Annotated in this window: 10 protein-coding genes; 2 read left to right on the forward strand and 8 right to left on the reverse strand. The window is 66.4% G+C overall.

Features of this window, described 5'->3' with window-relative positions; genetic code table 11:
• Positions 1-119: 119 nt before the first annotated feature.
• Both ACFPPB_RS05050 and ACFPPB_RS05055 read left to right on the forward strand, forming a co-directional pair.
• The gene (locus ACFPPB_RS05050; protein WP_377324983.1) at positions 120-2,348 is read left to right on the forward strand and encodes an alpha-N-acetylglucosaminidase; all 2,229 of its coding nucleotides are present in this window, start codon (positions 120-122) and stop codon (positions 2,346-2,348) included.
• Between the two features lie 61 nt (positions 2,349-2,409).
• The gene (locus ACFPPB_RS05055) at positions 2,410-4,275 is read left to right on the forward strand and encodes a beta-galactosidase (RefSeq protein ID WP_377324985.1); all 1,866 of its coding nucleotides are present in this window, start codon (positions 2,410-2,412) and stop codon (positions 4,273-4,275) included.
• An 84-nt stretch (positions 4,276-4,359) separates the two neighbouring features.
• Here the strand turns inward: ACFPPB_RS05055 and ACFPPB_RS05060 are convergent, their stop codons facing one another.
• From ACFPPB_RS05060 to ACFPPB_RS05095, 8 genes are all read right to left on the reverse strand, one after another.
• Positions 4,360-5,517, reverse strand: a complete 1,158-nt coding sequence (locus ACFPPB_RS05060; protein ID WP_377324987.1) for an isovaleryl-CoA dehydrogenase — start codon at positions 5,515-5,517, stop codon at positions 4,360-4,362.
• A gap of 126 nt (positions 5,518-5,643) precedes the next feature.
• Positions 5,644-6,747, reverse strand: coding sequence for a Glu/Leu/Phe/Val dehydrogenase dimerization domain-containing protein (locus ACFPPB_RS05065; protein ID WP_377324989.1), 1,104 nt, complete (start codon positions 6,745-6,747; stop codon positions 5,644-5,646).
• Between the two features lie 328 nt (positions 6,748-7,075).
• The gene (locus tag ACFPPB_RS05070) at positions 7,076-9,898 is read right to left on the reverse strand and encodes a TonB-dependent receptor domain-containing protein (RefSeq protein WP_377325055.1); all 2,823 of its coding nucleotides are present in this window, start codon (positions 9,896-9,898) and stop codon (positions 7,076-7,078) included.
• A gap of 740 nt (positions 9,899-10,638) precedes the next feature.
• The gene (locus ACFPPB_RS05075) at positions 10,639-13,548 is read right to left on the reverse strand and encodes a TonB-dependent receptor (RefSeq protein WP_377324991.1); all 2,910 of its coding nucleotides are present in this window, start codon (positions 13,546-13,548) and stop codon (positions 10,639-10,641) included.
• Positions 13,549-13,779: 231 nt separating this feature from the next.
• Positions 13,780-15,741 carry a glycoside hydrolase family 127 protein gene (locus ACFPPB_RS05080; RefSeq protein ID WP_377324993.1) on the reverse strand — a complete coding sequence of 654 codons (1,962 nt, stop codon included), beginning with the start codon at positions 15,739-15,741 and terminating at the stop codon, positions 13,780-13,782.
• Positions 15,742-16,112: 371 nt separating this feature from the next.
• Complete coding sequence (locus ACFPPB_RS05085) at positions 16,113-17,312, reverse strand: glycoside hydrolase family 27 protein (RefSeq protein WP_377324995.1); 1,200 nt, start codon at positions 17,310-17,312, stop codon at positions 16,113-16,115.
• 36 nt (positions 17,313-17,348) lie between these two features.
• Entirely contained in the window at positions 17,349-19,712 is a 2,364-nt protein-coding gene (locus ACFPPB_RS05090; protein ID WP_377324997.1) for a twin-arginine translocation signal domain-containing protein, read from the reverse strand.
• 246 nt (positions 19,713-19,958) lie between these two features.
• The gene (locus ACFPPB_RS05095; protein WP_377324999.1) at positions 19,959-21,545 is read right to left on the reverse strand and encodes an APC family permease; all 1,587 of its coding nucleotides are present in this window, start codon (positions 21,543-21,545) and stop codon (positions 19,959-19,961) included.
• Positions 21,546-21,550: the final 5 nt, after the last annotated feature.

Raw genomic sequence — 21,550 nt, forward strand, 5'->3', positions numbered from 1 at the left:
CAGGTACGCGTTGACGGTAACCGCCTCGCCTGGTAATTGACGTCGGAGGCGGAGTTTTTCCGGATTGACCGTCGCGGTCGCTGCCCGCCAGTTTTTCGAGGACCTGCAGAGGACGCTGCATGCAGCACAGACTTGTGTCGAAGCGGGTGGCGGTGTGGGGGTGGCTGCTTTGTGTCGTCATCGCGCCGGCCCTCGCGGCGGCGACGAAGCCGGCGTTCGACGCGGCTCCGGCGCGCGCCGCGCTGCAGCGCCTGCTGCCGCGACAGCAGGCGCAGTTCCAGCTGGTGGCGCTGGAACAGGGACAGGGCGGCGATCGCTTCGAGATCCATGGCACGGCAGGCCATGTCGTGGTGGCCGGTACCTCGCCCGCCGTGCTGCTGACCGGCGTGGAGACTTATCTGCAGCAGGTGGCGCGGGTGGACATCGGCTGGCCGGGCGACAGCCTGGCGCACCTGCCGACCTCGCTGCCGGCACCGCCGTCGACGATCCGTCGCAAGGCCCAGGTGCCGGACCGCTTCGCGCTCAACGATGTCGACGACGGCTATTCCGATGCTTATCTCGACTGGCCAGGCTGGGAGCGCAAGCTCGATCTGCTGGCGCTGCACGGCATCAACGAAGTGTTCATGCCGATCGGCACGGAGGAGGTGTACCGGCGCACGTTCCGCGACTTCGGCTACGGCGACGCGCAGATCCGCGCGTGGATTCCCGCCGCCGCACACCAGCCGTGGTGGCTGCTGCAGAACATGTCGGCGCAGAACCTGTCGGCATCTGGCGGTCCAATGTCGCCGGCGCAGTTCGCGCGCCGCGCCGCCTTGGCGCGGAAAATCGTCGCGCGCCTGCGCGAGCTGGGCATGACGCCGGTGTTCCCCGGCTACTTCGGCACCGTGCCGCCGCAGTTCGGGGCGAAACATCCCGGCGTGAACGTGGTGCCGCAGGGCGAGTGGGCGGGCTTCATCCGGCCGGACTGGCTCGATCCGCGCGAGCCGCTGTACGCGAAGATTTCCGCCGCGTTTTACCGGCATCAGCGCGATCTGTTCGGCGACACCTCGATGTACAAGATGGACCTGCTGCACGAAGGCGGCCGCGCCGGCAACGTGCCGGTGGCCGCCGCCGCGAAGCAGGTGATGGCCGCGCTGCAGACGGCGCATCCGGGCGCGCGCTGGGTGATGCTGGGCTGGCAGCACAATCCGCAGGTCGCCGTGGTCGATGCGCTGGATCATCGCCAGCTGCTGATCGTCGACGGGCTTTCCGACCGCTACGACGGCATCGACCGCGAAAAGGACTGGTATGGTGCGCCGTATGCCTTCGGCAGCATCAACAACTTCGGCGGCCACACCACGCTGGGCGCCAACGCCGGCGTGTGGCTGGCGCGCTTTGCGTCGTGGCGCGGCAAGCCCGGCGGCGCCTTGCGCGGCATCGCCTGGATACCCGAAGGCAGCGGAGCCGACCCGGCCGCGTTCGCGTTGTTCACGGCGCTGGCATGGCAGCCGACGCCGATCGATGCGGAGGAGTGGTTTGCCGATTACGCGACCTACCGCTATGGCGGTATCGACCCGCATGCGACCGCCGCGTGGCGCATTCTCGCGCACACCGCCTACGCGATGCCGGCCGGCGAATGGTCCGAGCCGCAGGACAGCTTGTTCAACGCGCGGCCGAGCCTGGATGCGCGCACCGCCGCCCACTGGTCGCCCCCGGCGATGCGCTACGACGCCGCGCGCTTCGAGACGGCCGTGTGCGAGCTTCTGCAGGTGGCGCCCGCGCGGCGCGACAGCGGTGCGTACCGCTACGACCTGGTCGACGTGACGCGGCAGGCCTTGAGCAACCGGGCACGCGGACTGCTGCCGCAGATCAAGGCGGCCTACGAAGCGAAGGACGTGGCTGGCTTCCATGCACTCACCACGCAATGGCTGGACGACATGGCATGGCTGGACCGGCTGCTGGCCAGCGATCCCCATTTCCTGCTGGGCCGCTGGCTGGCGCATGCGCGAACCGGCACCGCCGAAGCGGCGCGGCAGGAATACGACCAGCGCTCCATCATCACGCACTGGGGCGACCGCTCCGGTGCCGATCGCGGCGGCCTGCACGATTACGCCAACCGCGAACTGTCCGGCCTGGTGAGCGGACTGTATGCGCCGCGCTGGCAGCGCTATTTCGCTTCGCTGGAGCAGGCGTTGACCACGAACGCGACGCCGCGACCGATCGACTGGTTCGCGCTGGAGCAGGCGTGGTCGCATGCGCACCAAACCCTGCCCACCACGGCGCAAGGCGATGCCTGGCAACTCGCCGCCGAAGTCGCGAAACGACTCGGCGGCTGCAACGGTGCGACCATGGCCTCGGATCCGCATTGAACGCACGGCAGCACCCACAAGCCCACGATCACCAGCCCGATTTACACCCCAAGGAACCCCCATGCAGCGACGAGATTTTCTGCGCCTGACCGTCCTGACGCCGCTGGCCGCGCTCAGTTCGCGCCTCGTGGCGGGCACCGCCGCGCCGCCGGGCATGCCGGTCGAGCGGATGCCGGACGGCCAGCCGCATCGGTTCGAACTGTCCCCGCGGCACTTCCTGCTCGATGGCCGTCCGTTCCAGATCCGCAGCGGCGAGATGCATCCGATCCGGATTCCGGCCGACTACTGGCGCCACCGCATCCGCATGGCGAAGGCGATGGGGCTCAACACCATCGCGATCTATCTGATGTGGAACGCACTGGAATCCGCGCCCGGCGTATTCGACCTGAAGAGCGGCAATCGCGATTTCGTCCGCTTCATCAAGCTATGCCAGGAAGAGGGCATGTGGGTATACCTGCGGCCCGGCCCGTACGTCTGTGGCGAATGGGATTTCGGCGGACTGCCGCCGTATCTGCTGCGCCATCCCGACGTCCGCGTGCGCGACAAGAGCGACCCCGACTACATGGCCGCGGTACGGCGCTACCTGGATGCGATCGCGCCGCATATCGCGCCGCTGATGACCGGGCGAGGCGGCCCCATCCTGATGCTGCAGGTCGAGAACGAGTACGCCTCGTTCGGGCATGACCTGGACTATCTCGAGCTGCTGCGCTCGATGTGGCGGGAGCGCGGCATCGAGGGTCCGTTCTCGATCTCCGACGGACTGGGACAGATCCAGAAGCAGCGGACGTATCTTCCCGGCGCCGCGCTGGGCCTGGACGGCGACACGGATTTCGCGGCCGCGCAGAAGATCGCCGGCGAAGCGCCGGTATGGATAGGCGAGGGTTATCCGGGCTGGCTCACGCACTGGGGCGACCAGGACTTCGCGCGCGGCGATTACGCCGGCACCTTGCGCCAGCTGCTGGAGCAGGGGCGATCGTTCAATCTCTATGTCGCGCATGGCGGCACCAACTTCGGCTTCGGCGCCGGTGCCAACGCGAACGGCGACTACTCGCAGTTCGAGCCGGTGATCACCAGCTACGACTATGGCGCGCCGATCGACGAGCATGGCGCGCCCACGGCGGACTACCACACGTTCCGCAAGATGCTCGCAGCGCATACGAAGCAGCCGCTGCCCGAGGTGCCGGCCACACCGCCGATGACGCGCTTCGCGCCGTTCACCCCGCAGCCGCACGCCGCGCTGTGGGACAACCTGCCCACCGCGAAGCAGGTGCAGCAGCCGCAGCCCTACGAGCTGCTGTTCGGCCAGGATCACGGCCTGGTGCTGTACCGCCGACCGGTACAGGGCGGCGGCGAGTTGGCCGTCGACGGCGTGCGCGACTACGCCACGGTGTTCCACGGTGGCCGCTACGTCGACTGCCTCTCGCGCGTGCAGCATCCGCAGCTGCGCGCCGGCAACCGGTTGCAGCTGCCGACGCGCCGCGGCGACGCGCTGCTGGAAATCCTCGTCGACAGCTTCGGCCACGTGGGCTACGGCCAGGCGACGGCCGACCGCAAGGGCATCGTCGGCGAAGTGCGACTGGACGGCCGGCCGCTGCAAGGCTGGGAGGCGGTGAGCCTGCCGCTGGACGGCCGCTGGCTGGCGTCGCTGCGGCCGCTGCGCGGCAAGCCGGCGCGGCCGGGCGTGTTCTTCAAGGCCAGCCTGTCGCTGCAGCAATCGGGCGATTGCTATTTCGACGTGGCGGACTGGGCCAAGGGCTACCTGTGGGTCAACGGCCAGCTGCTCGGCCGCTACTGGAACCTCGGCCCGCAGCAGCGGCTGTACTGCCCCGCCTCGTGGCTGCGCGCGGGCGACAACGAGGTGCTGGTGTTCGACCTGCATCGCACCGAGGCGGCGGCGATACGCTGCGCGAATTCGCTACACGCTTGATCCGCCGCTTGCGTCTGCACGGTACCGCTGCTTGCATCTGCACTGTAGGAGCGCACCCTGTGCGCTCCTACGCAAGCGGTGTCGCTACGCCTTGCCGTGGAACAGCTCGCGGCCGATCAGCATGCGGCGGATCTCGTTCGTGCCGGCGCCGATCTCGTAAAGCTTCGCATCGCGCAGCAGGCGGCCGGCGGGGAATTCGTTGATGTAGCCGTTGCCGCCTAGCGACTGGATCGCCTCCAGCGCCACCTTGACCGCGTTGACCGAGGCATTGAGCAGGCAGGCGGCCGGGTCGATGCGCGACTTCACGCCGTTGTCGAACTGCTGCGCCACCATGTAGGCAAAGCCGCGCGAGCTCTGCAGCGCCGTGTACATGTCGGCGACTTTTGCCTGCATGATCTCGAACGTACCGATCGGCGCGTTGAACTGCTTGCGCTCGCGCACGTACGGCATGGTGATGTCCAGCGCCGCCTGCATCAGGCCGATCGGGCCGCCGGACAGCACCAGCCGTTCGGTGTCCAGCCCGTTCATCAGCACGCGCACGCCTTCGTTGACTTCGCCGACGATATTCCCGGCCGGGATCTCGCAGTTCTCGAACACCAGCTCGCAGGTGTTGGAACCGCGCATGCCGAGCTTGTCCAGCTTCTGCGCGGTGCTGAAACCCTGCATGCCTTTTTCGACGATGAAGGCGGTCATGCAGCGGCTGCCGGCGGTGCGCGGGGCCGTGCGCATGTAGACCAGCAGCACGTCGGCGTCCGGACCGTTGGTGATCCACATCTTGGTGCCGTTGGCGACCCACACGTCGCCGCGCAGCTCGGCCTTGCAGCTCATCGAGCCGACCACGTCGGAGCCAGCGCCGGGTTCGCTCATCGCCAGCGCGCCGACGTGCTCGCCGCTGCACAGTTTGGGCAGGTACTTCTGCCGCTGCGCCTCGTTGCCATTGTGGTAGATGTTGTTGAGGCACAGGTTGGAGTGCGCGCCGTAGGACAAGCCGACCGAGCCGGATGCGCGCGAGATTTCCTCCATCGCCACCATGTGCGCCAGGAAACCCAGGCCGCTGCCGCCGTATTCCTCCGGCACGGTGACGCCGAGCAGCCCCATCTCGCCGAACTTGCGCCACAGGTCGGCCGGAAACAGGTTGTCGCGGTCGATGCGGTCGGCGCGCGGAGCGATTTCCTTTTCCGCGAACGCATGCACGGACTTGCGCAGCAGGTCGATATCTTCACCGAGCGGAAACGGGCGCATCACGAACTCCTGGGGTGCAGAGTGCCGATTTTAGCCTACGCGCGGGGGCAATGCCGGCCGAGGCCCGGCACCGACAAAAAAAGCCGCCCATCGACCGGGCGGCTTTTTTTGTGACAGGCGTGTCGCCTACTGACCGCGCATGCGGCCCTGGAAGCGGGTGCCGTTGTTGCCCATGTGCGCCAGCTTGATCTTGCCGATCGCGCTGATGCGCTCTTCGGCCAGACGGTCGGCGGCCTTGTAGGTCGGGATGTTCTCGTTCCTGGAGATCTCGAAGATGCGGCCGAGGTTGTAATAAATCGTGCGCATCATGCGCATCGCGCGCTCGCGGTTGTAGCCGTCGATTTCCAGCGACACGTTCATCACGCCGCCGGCATTGACCGCGTAGTCGGGTGCATACAGCACGCCGCGGCGCTGCAGCTCGTCGCCGATCTCGTCGGTGGCCAGCTGGTTGTTGGCCGGGCCGCAGATGATCTTCGCCTTGATGCGGTCGATGGTCTGCTCGTTGACGGTGCCGCCCAGCGCGCACGGCGAGTACACGTCGGCGTCGACGTCGTAGATCTCGTCCAGGCCCACCGCCTCGCAACCCAGCTCGTCGACGCAGCGCTGCACGGCTTCCTTGTTGATGTCGGTGACGAACACCTTGGCGCCCTGTTCGCGCAGCAGCTTGATGAACTCGCCGCCGACGTGGCCGCAGCCCTGCACGGCGTAGCTGTACTTGCCCACGTCCTCGTTGCCGTGCTTGAACTGCAACGCGGCCATCAGGCCCTGCAGCGAACCGTAAGCGGTGAACGGCGACGGATCGCCCGAACCGCCGTGCACCTGGTGCACGCCGGTGACGTATTCGGTTTCGCGGAACACGTATTCCATGTCGTTGACATCGATGCCGACGTCCTCGGCCGTGATGTAGCGGCCGTTGAGCGAATTGACGAAGCGGCCGAACGCGCGGAACAGCGCCTCGGACTTGTCCTTGCTCGGATCGCCGATGATCACCGCCTTGCCGCCGCCCAGGTTCAGGCCGGCCACGGCGTTCTTGAACGTCATGCCGCGCGACAGGCGCAGCACGTCGTTCACTGCCTCTTGCTCGGTCTTGTACGGCCACATGCGCAGACCGCCGAGCGCGGGGCCCAGCACCGTGTTGTGAATGGCGATGATGGCCTTCAGGCCGGCGTCCTTGTTGTGGCAGAAGACGACTTCTTCGTGACCCGTGTTGGCGATGGTTTCGAAAATCATGGAACGCTTGACTCCGTGGGAAGGATGCCGGTCCGTTGGGGAATGGTCCGGCCAAGGCACTGAAAAACCTGAAAAATCATCGCCCCGAAGCGAGGTCGGGGCGATGATCGGACGGCGTAGTCTAGTACCTCGCACAAGGCAGCCGCACTGCGACGCAGCAATCGCCGCTGCGGCGGGCTCGGTCTGGATGCGTTCAATAACGGCCCACGGCGGCCTGCAATACCCGCGGGAGCAGGCCGTGCCCGCACTCCACGGGTCAGGCCAGCGGCCGGGCTCCGGGTTTCCCGACGGCCGGCCTGCCGGCCGGCCGTCTTCCATCCCGATGGCTTCAGAACGTTACCGTGGCGCGTGCCCAGTAGTAGCGGCCCATCACGTCATAGGTGGCCACATCGGTGTTCGAGTTGGTCACGTTGTTCTGATAGAACAGCGGCGGCTGCTTGTCGGCGATGTTGTCCATGCCCACGTCCAGCCGGGTGTGCCACTTATCGAAGTTGTAGCCGGCCTGCACGCTGTTGTACGTGTAGGCGCCGATCTTGCGCACCACCGCCGACTGGTCCGTATCGGCCGACAGCTGCTGGCGTTCGTCGGCGCTGCCGATCTGGGTGCGGCCGATGTAGCGGATGCGCCAGCTGGCGCTCCACGGACCGCGGCTCCAGTTCAGCATGGCCAGGCTGCGCCAGCGCGGGAAGTCGCCGTAGGCGTAGGTGTACTTGCCGGCATTGTGGATGGTGACCGAGGTGGGGTCGCCGGGTACCGGGTTGATGTCGTAACGGGCGATGTAGGTGTTGTTGAGGCTGACATTGAAGCGGCCGAAGCGGCTCTCGTCGAAGCGGTAGGCGATGCTGCTGTCCACGCCTTTGGTCGACAGCGCACCCATGTTCACCGTGGGCTCGGCCACATAGTTGATCTCGCCGGTGTCGAGGCGGTGGATGAAGCTGCAGAACGGACTGGCGCCGTTGCCGTAGCACTGGTTGAGTACGGTCTGCGCGGAAATCGAGGTGATCGTGTCGTTGAGGTTGATGCGCCACACGTCGGCGCTCAGCGACAGGCCGTTGAGCCACTGCGGGTCGTATACCAGGCCGAAATCGAACGACTTGCCCTTTTCCGGTTTCAGCTGGTAGCCGGCAGCGACCGCGCCGGAGGTCTTGGCGCCGATCTGCGGGTTGGACTGCTGGTAGCTGCCGTCGGTGGGCACGTTGGCGCACGCCGCGGCATGGCCGCCGGTGTAGAAGTTGCACGGATCGTTGACCGTGGGCGAGTCGCCACCGATGCCGGCATACAGTTCGCCGATGTTCGGTGCGCGGAACACCTGCGACACGGTGCCGCGCAGCAGCAGGTTTTCCAGAGGCCGCCATTCCAGCGCGACCTTGCTGTTGGTGGTGCTGCCGGCGGTGCTGTAGTCGGAGAAGCGCGTGCCGACGGTGAGGTTCAGCGAATGGACGAACGGCTTGTCGGCCAAGAGCGGGACCAGCGTTTCGGCGTAGGCCTCTTTCACGTCGAAGCTGCCCGACAGTACCGTGGTGCAGAACTCCACCACGCCGCACAGGCCGTCCAGGTCGGCCACCGCATTGGGGTCGGTGCGGGTCGAGGTGCTTTCCTTGCGATAGGACACGCCGGCGGCCAGATTGACCGTGCCCGCGGGCAGGGCGAACAGATCGCCGTTGGCGTTGGCCTCGAACTGCTTCACCGTGTAGTCGGTGGTGGCGACCGGGTTGACCTGCACCGCCTTGAGCGCGGCGATGGTGGCCGGGTCGCTGACGTTGAAGAGATTGATCGGCGTGCAGCCGGCGATCGGGTTGGCCGCGGTGCCGCAGGTCACCGTGCCGCTGCCGCTGAGGAACGACGGCCCCAGTCCCTGTTCCAGCTTGGCGTAGTCGAGGAAACCGTAGTTGATCGACTTCTGCCGCACCTTGCCGTAGTTGACGTCCGCATCCCACTGCCAGGAGCTGTCGCCGAAGCTGCCGCGCAGGCCCGGATTGAACTGGGTGTTGTACGTGTTGTAGACGTAGCGGCGATGGCCCAGCGTGGTGATGCGGGTGTTGTACGAACCGTAGCTGTCGCCCGTCGTGCGGTCCGTGCCGAAATTGACCCCGAACGGGTTGTAGTAGTTGTTGGCGGAAACCAGGAAGTTGTCGCCGTTGGCGAAGATCGGGATCGGCGCTATCTCGGAGTCCGAGTGCGTCTTGGTGTAGTAGAAGTTGGCGTAGGCCTCGACGTGATCGGCCAGCTTGTACTTGCCGAGCGCGAAGAAACTGTTGCGCTCCTGCGGCGTCTGCAGAATGTTGTCGCGTTGATAGTTGTAGGTATCGGCGCGCGAATAGCAATGGTAGTCGTTGAGCGAAGTGGCGCCGCTGACGCCCTTGTCGAGCGACACGCGCGAGGTGCAGCCGAGCTGGGCGGCCAGCGAACCGGGCAGGGTGATCGAGCCAGCCGGATTGGCCGAGGAGCCGCTGTAGACGACCTGGCCGTCGGACAGGTTCAGCGCATCCCTGGAGAAGTCGCGATTGGCGGCCTGCACGGGATCGATGGTGTGATGGGCCACGCCTGCCACGATGCTGCCTTTTTCCCCGGTATGGCCGGCCGTCAGCGTGAAGCTGCGGCGAAAGCCGTCGCCATGCCGGCTCTCGCCGAAGTCGGTGGTGAACTGCACGCCGTCGTAACGGTCGCGCAGGATGAAGTTGACCACGCCGCCGATCGCGTCGGAACCGTAGATCGCTGACGCACCGTCGCTGAGCACCTCGATGCGGTCGATCATGTTGGCGGGGATGCTGTTGACGTCGTTGTAGGCCAGGCGCACGCCGTTGACCAGGATCAGCGTGCGCTTGTCGCCCAGGCCGCGCAGCGAAATGGTCGCCGCGCCGGTGCCGCCGCCGTTGTTGGTGCTGGCATTGGTGGCGCTGCCGGCGATGGAGGGCAGGTCCTGCACCAGGTCGCCCAGGGTCGCCTTGCCGGTGGCGGTGATCTGCGCGCGGTCGAGGGTCACTACCGGATTGGCCGTCTCTACGTCCACACGCCGGATGCGCGAACCGGTGACGACGACGGCCTCCAGGGTCTTGCTCTTCGCCGGTGTCGTCGCATCGGCCGCCGTCGCATCGTTGCTTGCGGCGGCAGCGGCGTCCTGCGCGTGTACCTGCGCGGTGCCGAGCAGCATGGCGGCGAGGGCGAGCTTCACCGTGCGGCTGAGCAGGCGCTGGGTGAGGACGGCATGGGGGTGGCAGGGGGGATGAGTGTGCTTGCTGGCGTGCGTCATGAACATGGAGATTCCTCGCGTGGCTTGGCGGCGTGATCGGAGCATGGAGGATGGAGCAGGCGAACCGCGTCCGGGCGATGGGCCTGATCCGTGGGCGGATACTTTTCTTGGGCAGCGACCAGCCGTGCCGGGCATGAGCCCGACCTGTTCCGGTTGCCGGTTGGCAGGTGACCGGCAAGTGTTCGCCGGACCCGCCACGATGACCGCCCCTCGCAGCGGCGATGGGCAGTGCGCGCGTTCAGCCGCTGCTGGACGCGCCTTGCTCGGTTTTGCCGGTACACCCCGTGGCGCTTGCCGGATACCTGGTTCAGCGGTGCCGCTGCGATCTTGCCGTCGCGGGTGACGGCTTCGAAGCGCAGAGCGCGCGCAAACCATGGGCAGCCAAGAGGTGTCCTGCATCCCCTCCCCCGTCACCCTGGACGGCGGTGTTGCATGCGCACCTGTCGATGCACGGTTTCATCGTGCCGTCACATTCGCGGCCCGTCTTGTGTCATTTGCCGATTAGAAATGCGGAATCGAGCATAGTCCTGCTGCGAGGCGTGTGGCAGGCGCTCCATCGCGTGTTGCCAGGGTGCGACGGCGAATGGACGTCCATGACAAGGACGTCCATTCGTGGAGGCGTGGCCGTACGGGTCCGGACTTCAGAACGATACCGTGGCGCGCATCCAGTAGTAGCGGCCGATCTGGTCGTACGTGTAGGCGTCGGTATTGGAGTTGCTGCCCCACTGGTAGAACATCGGCGGCTTCTTGTCGGCGATGTTGTCGACACCGATCGACAGGTTGGTGTGGTACTTCTCGAAGTCGTAGCCGGCCGAGAGGTTGTTGTAAGCGTAGGCGCCGATCTTGTGCACGACACCGCCGATGGCTTCGTCCGCCGAGTAGCCTTGCGAAACGTCCGCGTTGCCGACCCGGGTGCGACCGACATAGCGAAGAGTCCAGCTGGCGGTCCACGGGCCCAGTTTCCAGTTCAGCATGCCCAGCCCGCGCCAACGCGGGAACTCGCCATACACCGGGCAGTAGGAGCCTGCACAATGCGTCGTCTTCACGTCGGCATCGCCGGGTGCGGTGTTGACGTCATAGCGGGCCATGTAGGTGCCGTTGAGGCTGGCGCTGAACTTGCCGTAGCGGTCGGTGGCGAAGCTGTACTGGACGGTGGTATCGACGCCTTTGGCCGCGGTCTGGCCCAGGTTCACCGTCGGCAGGTTGATGTAGCTGATCTGCCCGTTGCCGGAGCGATGAATGAGGCTGCACAGCCTGTTGCTGTAATAGCATTCGTTCATGATCGTGGTCGGGTCGAGGCCGTCGACGATCGTGTCGCTGAGATTGATGCGCCATACGTCGGCACTGAACGACAGTCCGGGCAGCCAGTGGGGATCGTAGACCAGGCCGAAATCGAACGACTTGCCGTATTCGGGCTTGAGGGCGTAGCCCGCCGCGACCGAGCCGGACCCGCGCACGCCTAGCTGCGGATTGTTCTGCGCGAAGCTGCCGTCGGTGGGCACGTTGGCGCAGGCCTGGGGGTGACCGCCGGTGTAGCCGTTGCAGATATCCGTCGCGGCGTAGGCGCCGCCCGCGGTGCCGGCAAAAAGCTCGCTGATGTTAGGCGCGCGAAATACCTGGGAGACCGTTCCGCGCAACAGCAGATCCTGGATTGGACGCCACTCCAGCGCGACCTTGCTGTTGGTCGTGTTGCCGGACAGGCTGTAATCGGAGTAGCGCGAACCGATGTCCAGGTTGAGCGAATAGAAAAACGGCCGGTTGGCGAGGATGGGGATAAGCGTTTCCGCGTAAGCCTCCTTCACGCTGTAGCTGCCGCTGAGCGTCGTTCCGCAATTCTCCACTACCCCGCACAGGCCGGCGTAATCGCCTTCGGAGATGGCCGTGGCGATCGGCGTGTCGGTGCCATCGGTCTGCGATTCCTTGCGATAGGAGAGGCCCGCTGCGAGGTTGATCGGTCCTGCGGGAAGGTCGAACAGCTCGCCGTTGGCGCTGACTTCGAACTGCTTCATGGTGTAGTGGTAATAGGTCACCGGGTTGACGATGATTTTTTTCAGCGCGGCGACCGTGCCGGGATCGTTGACATTGAAGATGTTGACCGGAGTGCAGTTGCCGATCGGATTGGCTGGCGTGCCGCAGGTGACCACGCCGGTGGCGGCATCGAGAAAGGATGGCCCGAGGGCTTGCTGGAAGGCGGCATAGTCGAGGAACCCGTAGTTCTCGGTCTTCTGCTTGACCTTGCCGTAGTTGAAGTCGGCATTCCACTGCCAGCTGCTGCCGTCGAATCTGCCACGGATGCCCGGCGTGAACTGCAGGTCGTAGGTCTTGTTGGCGAAGTTGCGATTGCCCAGCGAGGTGAGTCGCGTGTTGAAATCGTTGTAGCTTCCGCCGGTGCTGCGGTCGGTGCCGAAATTGACCCCGAACGGGTTGTAGTAATTGTCCTTGGAGATGAAGAAGTCGTCGCCGTTGGAGAAGATCGGTACCGGGGCGATCACCGAGGCAGCCGAGGTCCGCGTGTAGAACAGGTTGGCATAGGCATCGATATTCGGCGTGACCTTGAAAGTGCCGATCAGGGAGAGATGGGTGCGGTCCTGCGGCGTCTCCACCAGATTGAAGGGCTGATAGTTGAACGAGTCGGCCGAGGTGTAGGTGTGGTAGTCGGCAAGCGTCGTGGTCCCGCTGACGCCGCTGTTCAGCGTCACGTAGGTACCGTCGGCATTCTCGACCAGGCCGGTGGGCGTGGCCGAGGAACCGAGATGAATCACGTTGCCGTTTTTCAGCGCGAGCGCATACCGGGAGAAGTCGCGTGCGCCGGAGGAGATCTCGTTCTGGGTCTGATGGGAGGCGGCAACCACGACGTCGTAGCGGTCGCCCGAAAGTCCGGCCAGCGCGCTGAAGCCGCGTCGATTGCCGTCGCCGTGGGAGCTGATGCCGTAGTCGCCGCTCAGCTGCACGCCCTTGTAATGATCCTTCAGGATGAAATTCACGACGCCGCCAATGGCGTCCGACCCATACACCGAGGATGCGCCGTCACTGAGCACTTCGATGCGCTCGATCATGTTGGCAGGAATGCTGTTGACGTCTTCGTAGGCCAGGCGCCGGCCGTTGACCAGCACCAGCGTGCGGTTGTCGCCGAGGCCGCGCAGCGAGACGGTCGATGCGCCGGTACCGCCGCCATTGTCGATCCCCGGATTGGTGGCATTGCCGGCGATGGAGGGCAGCTGCTGCACCAGGTCGCCGACGGTGGGCTTGCCGCTGGCGGCGATCTGCTGGCTGTCGATGGTGACCACGGGGTTGGATGTCTCGGTATCGACACGGCGAATCAGCGAGCCGGTGACGACGACCCCGCTGAGGGTCTTGGCCTTTTCCGGGTTCGACGCGTCGGTGTTCGTGGCAGCGCTGCTGTCCTGAGCGTGCACCTGAGCGGCACTGAACAACGCTGCGGCAAGGGCAAAAGTCACCGTGCGGCTGAGCAGGCGCCGGGCGAGAACGCGCTGGGTGAGGACCGGACGGGAGCGGCAGGACCGAAGACTGGTGGCGGGGTGGCTTGGCATGGAGATTCCTCGCGTGGCTTGGCGGCGTGGTCGGGGCTTGACGGGCGGAACATGCGAACCGCGTCCGTGCGATGGGCGTGGTCCATGGGTGAGATCCATTCGTGGGCGACAACCGTCCGTGCCGGGCAAAAGCCCCGCCTGTTCCGGTCGCCGGATGGCAGGTGACCGGCAAGCATTTGCCGGGCCTGCCACGATCACTGCACGTCGCAGCGGCGACGGGCAGTCACGCGTTCAGCCGCTGCTGGACGCGTCTTGTTCGGCCTGCCAGTACACCGCGTAGCGCTCGCCGAATACCTGGTTCAGCGGCGCCACTGCGAGGTGCACACCGCGGGTGACGGATTCGAAGCGCAGCTCGCGCGCATCGACCACGTGCAGCCACGAGGTGTCGCGTATCTGCTTCGCGGCCACCCGCGGCGCCGGCATGAGCTCGGGTTCCGGTTTCGGGCTGGCGTCGTAGCCGCAGTACTGCATGGCATGGGTCAGGCCGTGGCTGCCCAGCCGCGCGGCCAGCACCAGCGGGCCGTACAGCACCGCACGCTGACTGTCGTCGCCGGGCAGCGCCTCGCTGTGCAGCTGCATCGGCAGCTCCAGTTCGAGGCGGTCGCCGTCATGCCATTCGCGCTGCAAGGTGAGGTAGCTGCCGGGCGAGGCGAACACGTCGAGCGCGGCGCCGTTGAGGCGCACTCTGGCGTCGGGTCCGATCCAGGCCGGCACGCGCAGGTTGAGCGCGAAATGCGCCGGTGCGGCCAGCTGGAGGCGGAAGCGGGTGCGCGGCTCGCGCGGGAAAGCGGTTTCCTGGCGCAGCCGCAACTGCTTTTGCGGCCAGTCGAGTTCGGAAGGAATGAACAGGTTGACGTAGAGGTCCTGCCCGTCGTGGAAGTAGATGCTGTCGTTGAAGCGGGCGAATTCTTCCGCGCCGGTGCCGGTACAGCACCAGAACGAATCCATCGGCGAGTTGTAGAACTTCGCCGCGCCCGGCCGCAGCGGGTAGTAGTAGAGCTTCATGCCGTCGCCGTCCTGGGAGCCCAGGCGCGCGTTGTAGAGCGTGCGTTCGTAGTAGTCGAAGGCGCGCGGGTCGCCGCTCCACGCGTAGACGTGTCGGGTCAGCTTGAGCAGGTTGTAGGCCACGCAGGACTCGGCGCTGTACAGCCCGAGCTGTCCCTTGAGATCGCCCGGGCCGGTCTTCCAGAACTCGTCGTTGCTGGAACCGCCGGTGGCGTAGGTGCGATTCTGGGTGACGGTTTCCCAGAAGAACTCGGCGATGCGCCGGTAGCGCGGTTCGCCGGTGAGCTCGTAGCGGCGCGCGGCGCCGATGATCTTGGGAACCTGCGTGTTGCTGTGCAGCCCCTGCAGTTCGTCGCGGTGCGCGGCCAGCGGATCGAACAGCGAAGCCTGGTCGAAACGGTGGGCCGCCTCGCGATAGCGTTCGTTGCCGGTGATCGCATACAGCTCGTACAGCGAGTCGTTCATGCCGCCGTACTCGGTCTTCAGGATGTGCGCGATCTCGTTGTCCGAGAAGCCGTTGAGCCAGCGCACGGTCCAGTTGCCGATGCCGGTGGCGACCTGCAGCGCCTGCGCATTGCCGGCGTGCATGTACATGTCGAGCATGCCGGCGAAGATCTTGTGGATGGTATAGAACGGCGCCCACACTTTCTGCCCGCTGCTGAGACGGTCGAAGAAGCTTTCCGGGAATGCGCTGAGGTAGCCGTTCGGTTGCTGGCAGGCGGCGAGCGCGGCGACCAGCTGGTCGCCGCGCTGCTTGAGCACCTCGTCGCCCAGGCTGGCATGGGCCAGCGCCACCGCCGACAGATAGTGGCCGCCGCTGAAATGGCCGCGCAGCTCGCAATCGGGTTTCTCCCAGCCGCCGAGTGGTGCCGCTGCCGATGCGATGCCGGCCTGCATGCGGAAACTGTGTGCCAGCCGGTCCACCGGCAAGCTGTGCAGGTAACGCAGGTTGGTGGCGGCTGCCGTGGCGAAGTCGCCGTCCAGCAGGCGCACCTGGTTCAGCGCGAAAGACTGCATGCGCCGGACCGGCTGTTCGCGGGATCCCGCGTCCGGCACCGCGCCGGACGCTGCCGCCGGAGCGGCCACATCGGGACCTAAGGCAAAGGCCCTGGGCGCCAGCACGGCGGTTGCCAGCGTGGTCGCCGCACCTTTGAGAAATCGCCTGCGCCAGGCTGTGTCGTACGGCATGCCAACTCCCCGAATTCCAGACATTGCCACGTGCAAAATCCGCAGTGTGGATGACGTGCATCCCCCCGAATACACGCTTTCATCGTGCAGTCACACAAGCAGCCCGTCTTGTCTCATTTGCCGAATTGCCGTGCGGAATTCTGCACAAATGGCAGCGGATGACGCGCACTCGCGGGTCCGCGCCGGACGAACGGACGTCCATGCCTTGGACGTCCGTTCGTGGACTGCCCCATGCCGAACCCCAGCCATGCGGGACGAGAAGAAAAAAACGCTGGCCGAGGTTCGACATCCATCAGATCAGGCATGCCGCCGCCACGTCACGCCACGCCGCGCGCGTGGGCGGTGCGGGTCGCCGGCGATCGGCAGCGATCTCAGTGCGGCTTGCCCACGCGCACCAGCAAGACGTCGTGATGGCGCAGCGCTATCGGCATGTTCGCGTCCAGCGTCAGTTCGTGGCCACTCCACAGATCGGTGCCGTGCTGCGGTCCGTGCAGGCCGAGACGGGCCAGGTCGAGATGGAACGGATGCGTGCCGGCATGGCGGTCGCTGCCCACGTTGAATATCGCGATGGCCAGCGCGCCGCCCTGCAGCGGCCGGGTCCACACTTCGGTCTCGCCTTCGGCATAGGCGCGGGTGGCCTGCCTGCCCAGCGGATCCTGGTCGATCGCGATGACCGCGCGGTTGGTCAGCACGGCCTTGACGTTGCGCGGCATGTGAGCGAGGTCATTGCCGGCCAGCAGCGGCGCGGCCAGCATCGCCCACCAGCTGAAGTGCGCACGGTTTTCCTCGGCGGTGAGCTTGCCGTTGCCGACTTCGAGCATGTCCGGGTCGTTCCAGTGGCCCGGGCCGGCATAGCTGGACAGGCCGGCCTGCTGCGAGGCGATCGCATAGATGCGGTCCCATTCCGGCGTGATGTCGCCCGTGGTTCGCCAGAGATTGCCGCCGATCTCCGGGCTGCCCGCCCATTCCCACGCGGCGTCCCAGCCGTACTGGCAGAGCGAGAACACGATAGGCCGTCCGGCGGCGCGCAACGCGTCATGCATGGTCCGGTAGGCGCCAATCATCAGCCGCATCTGCTGGTCGGGGTCGTGTGGCGCCTGTGCCTGCATCACGTCCTCGATATAGCTGCACAGATCGTATTTGAGATAGTCGACGCCCCAGGCTGCGTAGGTGCGCGCATCCTGCGCCTCGTGCCCCAGCGAGCCGGTGTAGCCGGCGCAGGTCTTGCTGCCCGGCGAAGTGTAGATGCCGAGCTTCAGTCCTTTGGCATGAACGTAGTCGGCCAGCGCCTTCATGTCGGGAAAGCGGGCGTTGGGATGGATCGCGCCGCCGACATCGCGCTGGCCCTGCCAGCCATCGTCGATATTCACGTAGACGTAGCCGGCATCGCGCATGCCGCTGCTGACCAGGGCATCGGCTGCCGCGCGCACATCGGCATCGCTGACTTTCGCGGCGAAGAAGTTCCAGCTGTTCCAGCCCATCGGCGGCGTGGCCGCGATCGGTGTCGTGGCGAGCGCGGCGCCGCCAGTCAGCAGGACGGCGAAGATCAATGCGATGCAGGGAAGGCGCATGGAAGTTTCCTTGGTGGCGGATACGACATGGCTGGATCAGGCGTAGCGCGCATGTACCTCGATGGACTGGCCCGGGACGCCGCGCAGGCGCACGGCATCGTCGCGGCGATCATCGGCGGCTATCGGATGGCCGTCCAACGTCGCTTCGATCAGGCGCTTGCCGGCCGGTGCGCGCAGGCTTAGCCAGACGGCGGTGGGCGTATCGCGATCGGGCAGGCTGACCGAACCGCGTATCGTGCCGTCCTTCGCCGCCTGCAGCTCGAAGCCGGTGCGGCCCCAGCGGGTCGGCGCGGTGCTTATGCCCAGCGGCTCGCCGCTGGCCAGCCACGCGCGCGGGACGGCACGGCCGAGGTACAGGCTCTGCCCGGCGCTGTCCTCGAACACCAGCATCCAGCGTAGCAGCAGCGGTATGGTCAGCTGCGCCGGCATGCAGAACAGCGGCATGCCGCCGCCGATGTCCGTGACTTCGCCGGCGGTCCAGCTGCCCGGCGTATGCGCGTGATGGCGATGGGCGTAGAGAAACAGCAGGTATTCGTCGATGCGGTTCAGCCGCAGCAACTGCTGCGCGTAACCGTACGAAATGAAGCCGAGGATGTCGCGGCTCTTGTCGTCGGGCGGCCCGATGTTTGCCACCACGCCGATGCTGGTGGCGCCATGGCCGCGCATGCAGTCGATCACCAGATGAGCCAGGTCGTCGGGCAATACGTCGGCCTGCAGCAGTTCGGCGTAGGCACGATGCGGCCATTGCTGCTCACTGGGTTTTTCCCGCGTCAGCGATTCGCGGAAGGTCAGCTTCACGCCAGGCAGCGGCCCCACGTAAGGCGGCTTGAGATCATGGCGCACATTGGCGCGCAGGCTGCGTACGATTTGTCGACGCAAGCTATCGGCCCGCTGCTGCCAATGGCCGGACGTGCCACTGCCGGACGGCGCGATCTGCGGCCACACGGCGGCGATATCGCTCAGCCCGCGCGAGGCCAGGGCGCTGTTGGCGTAGTAGGGCTTCCACCACAGTCGGGGATCGGGAAACAGGCAGGCATCGGACTCGTTCCAGCCGTGGATCAGGCCATAGCCGGGATTCTCGCGCGGCAGGCGCAGACTTTCGTCGTGCAGCTCCAGCAGGATCTGCGCGGTCGCCTCGATCTTGTCGCGGTGCTTGACCAGCAAGGCGCGATCGCCGGTGTAGTGCAGGTAGCGCGCCAGCAGCGACAAGGTCAGGCCGAACTGTCCGGTCTCGGCGCCGCGCATGTTGATCATGCCGTCGGGCTGCACGAAGTCGGTGAAATAGCCGTCCAGAACCGCAGCGGCCTGCGCGAAGCGGCCCCATTCCAGGTTCGCGTACAGCGAGCTGGTGAAGGTGTCCTGGAAGCCGTCGTACTCGTTGCCGTAATAGTCGCGATCCACCGCGCCGTACTTCGGGTAGGTGCCGCCGGGGCGCACCACCAGCTCGCGGGCGAAGGCGTAGCAGGCCATGTCGCTCCAGCCCGCCGCGGGCAGCACGGCCGGGCTGGCGTCGGCCAGTTCGCGCTGCCAGTAGTCGTGGAAGCGCAGCAGCGCGCGATAGAACGCCGCCGCGTCCGGCGCCACCCGGCGCGGCGGATAGCTGGGATAGCTGTGTCCGTAGACGACCTTGCTGATGCGGCCATGCTCGACCAGCGCGGTGCGGTGCCAGGTCTGCACCACGAAACGGTCGGTGGCGTCGACGTCGGCGAACACCAGCACGTCGTACCAGCGCCCCGGTTCGAGCGGCACCACCTTGTGCACCGCCGGCAACCAGCCGCCGAGCAGGCCTTCGCGGCGACGCGCCACCCGCTTGGGATCGTGCAGCTCGGCGAATACCTGGTCGGAGTGATACGTCCGCGTGCTGCCCGAGGTATACACCGCCGCGGTATCGGCGCACTGGCGGGTGCCGACAAACGTGGTCCACGGCAAGCGGCCGTAGTGGTTCTCCGGATCGAGCCGCGAGGCCACCGGCGGCGCCGCGTCGCGCACCGCCAGCTCGTCCGGTTCGCCGTGGCGCAGCAGGCGGTCGGCCAGCAGGTCGGCGTCGGCCAGGGCGACCTGGGCCAGCGTCATGCCCAGGTAAGGCGGCTGGCCGGAGGCGTCGCAGGGCTCGGTGCGCTTGCCCAGCACGCAGCCGCCGTGCGGGCCTTGCAAGGTGATCGCGCCGTCGTGGTCGCGCAGGTCCTCGTGGACGCTCCAGTCGCCGTCCTCGAACCGGAAAGCGCCCAGGCGCGTATGGCCGGCGATCGATAGCGCGGATGCCGGCAGGCGGGGCGGGGGCGGCAGCGCGGCGGCGGTGCCCGGGTTGGAAGCGGTGGCGGCATCCAGCGGCGACAGCCCGGCCAGGCCGGCGGCGGCGCCGGTGGCGGCAAGGCCTTGCAGGAATCGGCGTCGGTCCATCGGTGTCAGCTACCCGGGCAGTGGCGGCGCGCCAGGCGCCAGGGCCGCGGCAGCCCGCCGCAGGTGAAGAAGGCGGCCCGCATACGCGCCGTGGACGCGGCAGGGAGAGGGGGAGGAGCTTTCCGTATGCGGGCCTGGCTATCAGGTTCGCATGCTCCTTTCACGCGGTCTTGTATCGATCGCGCGATCACCATGCGGATTCGCGCACAGGTGGCTATCCCGGCCGGCGTATGGACATCCAGACGGCTAGTCATCCTCCTCGGTCCCCAGTTCCAGCAGGGCGGGCGGCAGGCCGGTATGAGCGCCCCAGTAGTAGATGGCCAGGGCGATGGCGGCGACCAGCAAGGTGTCCCATGGATGCGCGATGAGGCCGATGCCGCCGAACGTCCCCAGCCAGGAGACGACCATGACCAGCGCATAGAAGGCGATTAGCCACAGCGAGGAATACACCTCCTGGACAAGCTTCGCGCGCCCACCGGGTAATGCCGCATGGGGCGAAGCCAATTTGCACAGGATGTAGACGAAGAACATGACGATCTGCAGCCCCAGCAGCCACGACACGGTCTGCCAGTCGGACCAGTAGACGATCAGCGCCGCCACGATGAAGGACAGCGGACCGAGCAAGGCGAAGCCGCGCACATAGAACGGCCGGGGCAGTTCGGGTGCGCTGCGCCGCAACGCGGCCACCGTGATCGGAGCGACCGCATAGCTGAGCACCAGCGCGGCCGAGACGACCCGGATCATGGCGCTCCACGAGGGAAAGGGCAGGGTCCAGAACACCGAGAGCCCCAGGGTCAGCCAGAGCGCGAGGCGAGGTATGCCCGAGGTGTCGTCGATCCTGGTGAACAGCTTGAAGAAACTGCCATTGCGGGCCCAGCCATAGACGACTCTCGGCGTGGCGTTCATGTAGATGTTGCCGGTGCCGCTGGGCGAAATCACCGCGTCGGACACCACCAGCACGGCCAGCCAGCCGAGTCCCAGCGCCAGGGCGATGTCGTGGTACGGCAGCGAGAATTTCGCGCCGATGCTGCTCCATCCGCCGGCCAGCATGTCGGCGGGGATGCTGCCGAGAAACGCGATCTGCAGCAGCAGGTAGATCACGGTCGACAACGCCACCGACAGGATCAGCGCGATGGGAATGGTGCGCTGGGGATCGCGCACCTCGCTGGCTACCGAAATGATCGGGGTCAGCCCCAGGTAGGCGAAGATGATGCCGCCGGCGGATACCGCGCCTTCCACGCCGGCGAAGCCGAACGGCGCGAAGCCGTGCAGTTGCATGTTCTGCGGCTGAAAATGGGCCAGCAGCACGACGATGACCAGCAGCGGTACGACGAACTTGAAAATGCTGATGACGTTGTTCGCCTTGGCGAACGTCTTCACGCTGAAATAGTTGAGCAGGAAGAAACAGCCCAGCAGCGCCAGCTGCGCGAACCAGCCGAGCAGGGTCGGATCGCTGGAGCCGGCCTTGGTCAACGCTGGCAGCCAGGCCGAAGCGTATTGCCGCGAGGCGACGGTTTCGATCGCGATCAGGCTGGAAAACGCGATGAGCGTGATGAAGCCCATCAGGTAGCCCAACAGGTTACCGTGGGAAAATTCCGGGTAGCGGACCACGCCGCCTGCCCGTGGCAGCGCGGCGCCCAGCTCGCAGTAGACCAGGCCGAGCAACAGCACCGCGGCGCCTCCGATCAGCCAGGACAGGATGCCCGCGGGCCCGGCGATGGCGGACACCTGGCTGGCCGAAAACAGCCAGCCCGAACCGAAGATGGCGCCCAGGCCGATAAAGGTGAGATCGACCAGACTGAGCTGTTTGTGGAACTTTCCCTGACGGGCCATAAGGA

It is taken from the genome of Rhodanobacter terrae (genome assembly GCF_042657005.1).
In the GTDB taxonomy this organism is placed as follows: Bacteria; Pseudomonadota; Gammaproteobacteria; order Xanthomonadales; family Rhodanobacteraceae; genus Rhodanobacter; species Rhodanobacter terrae.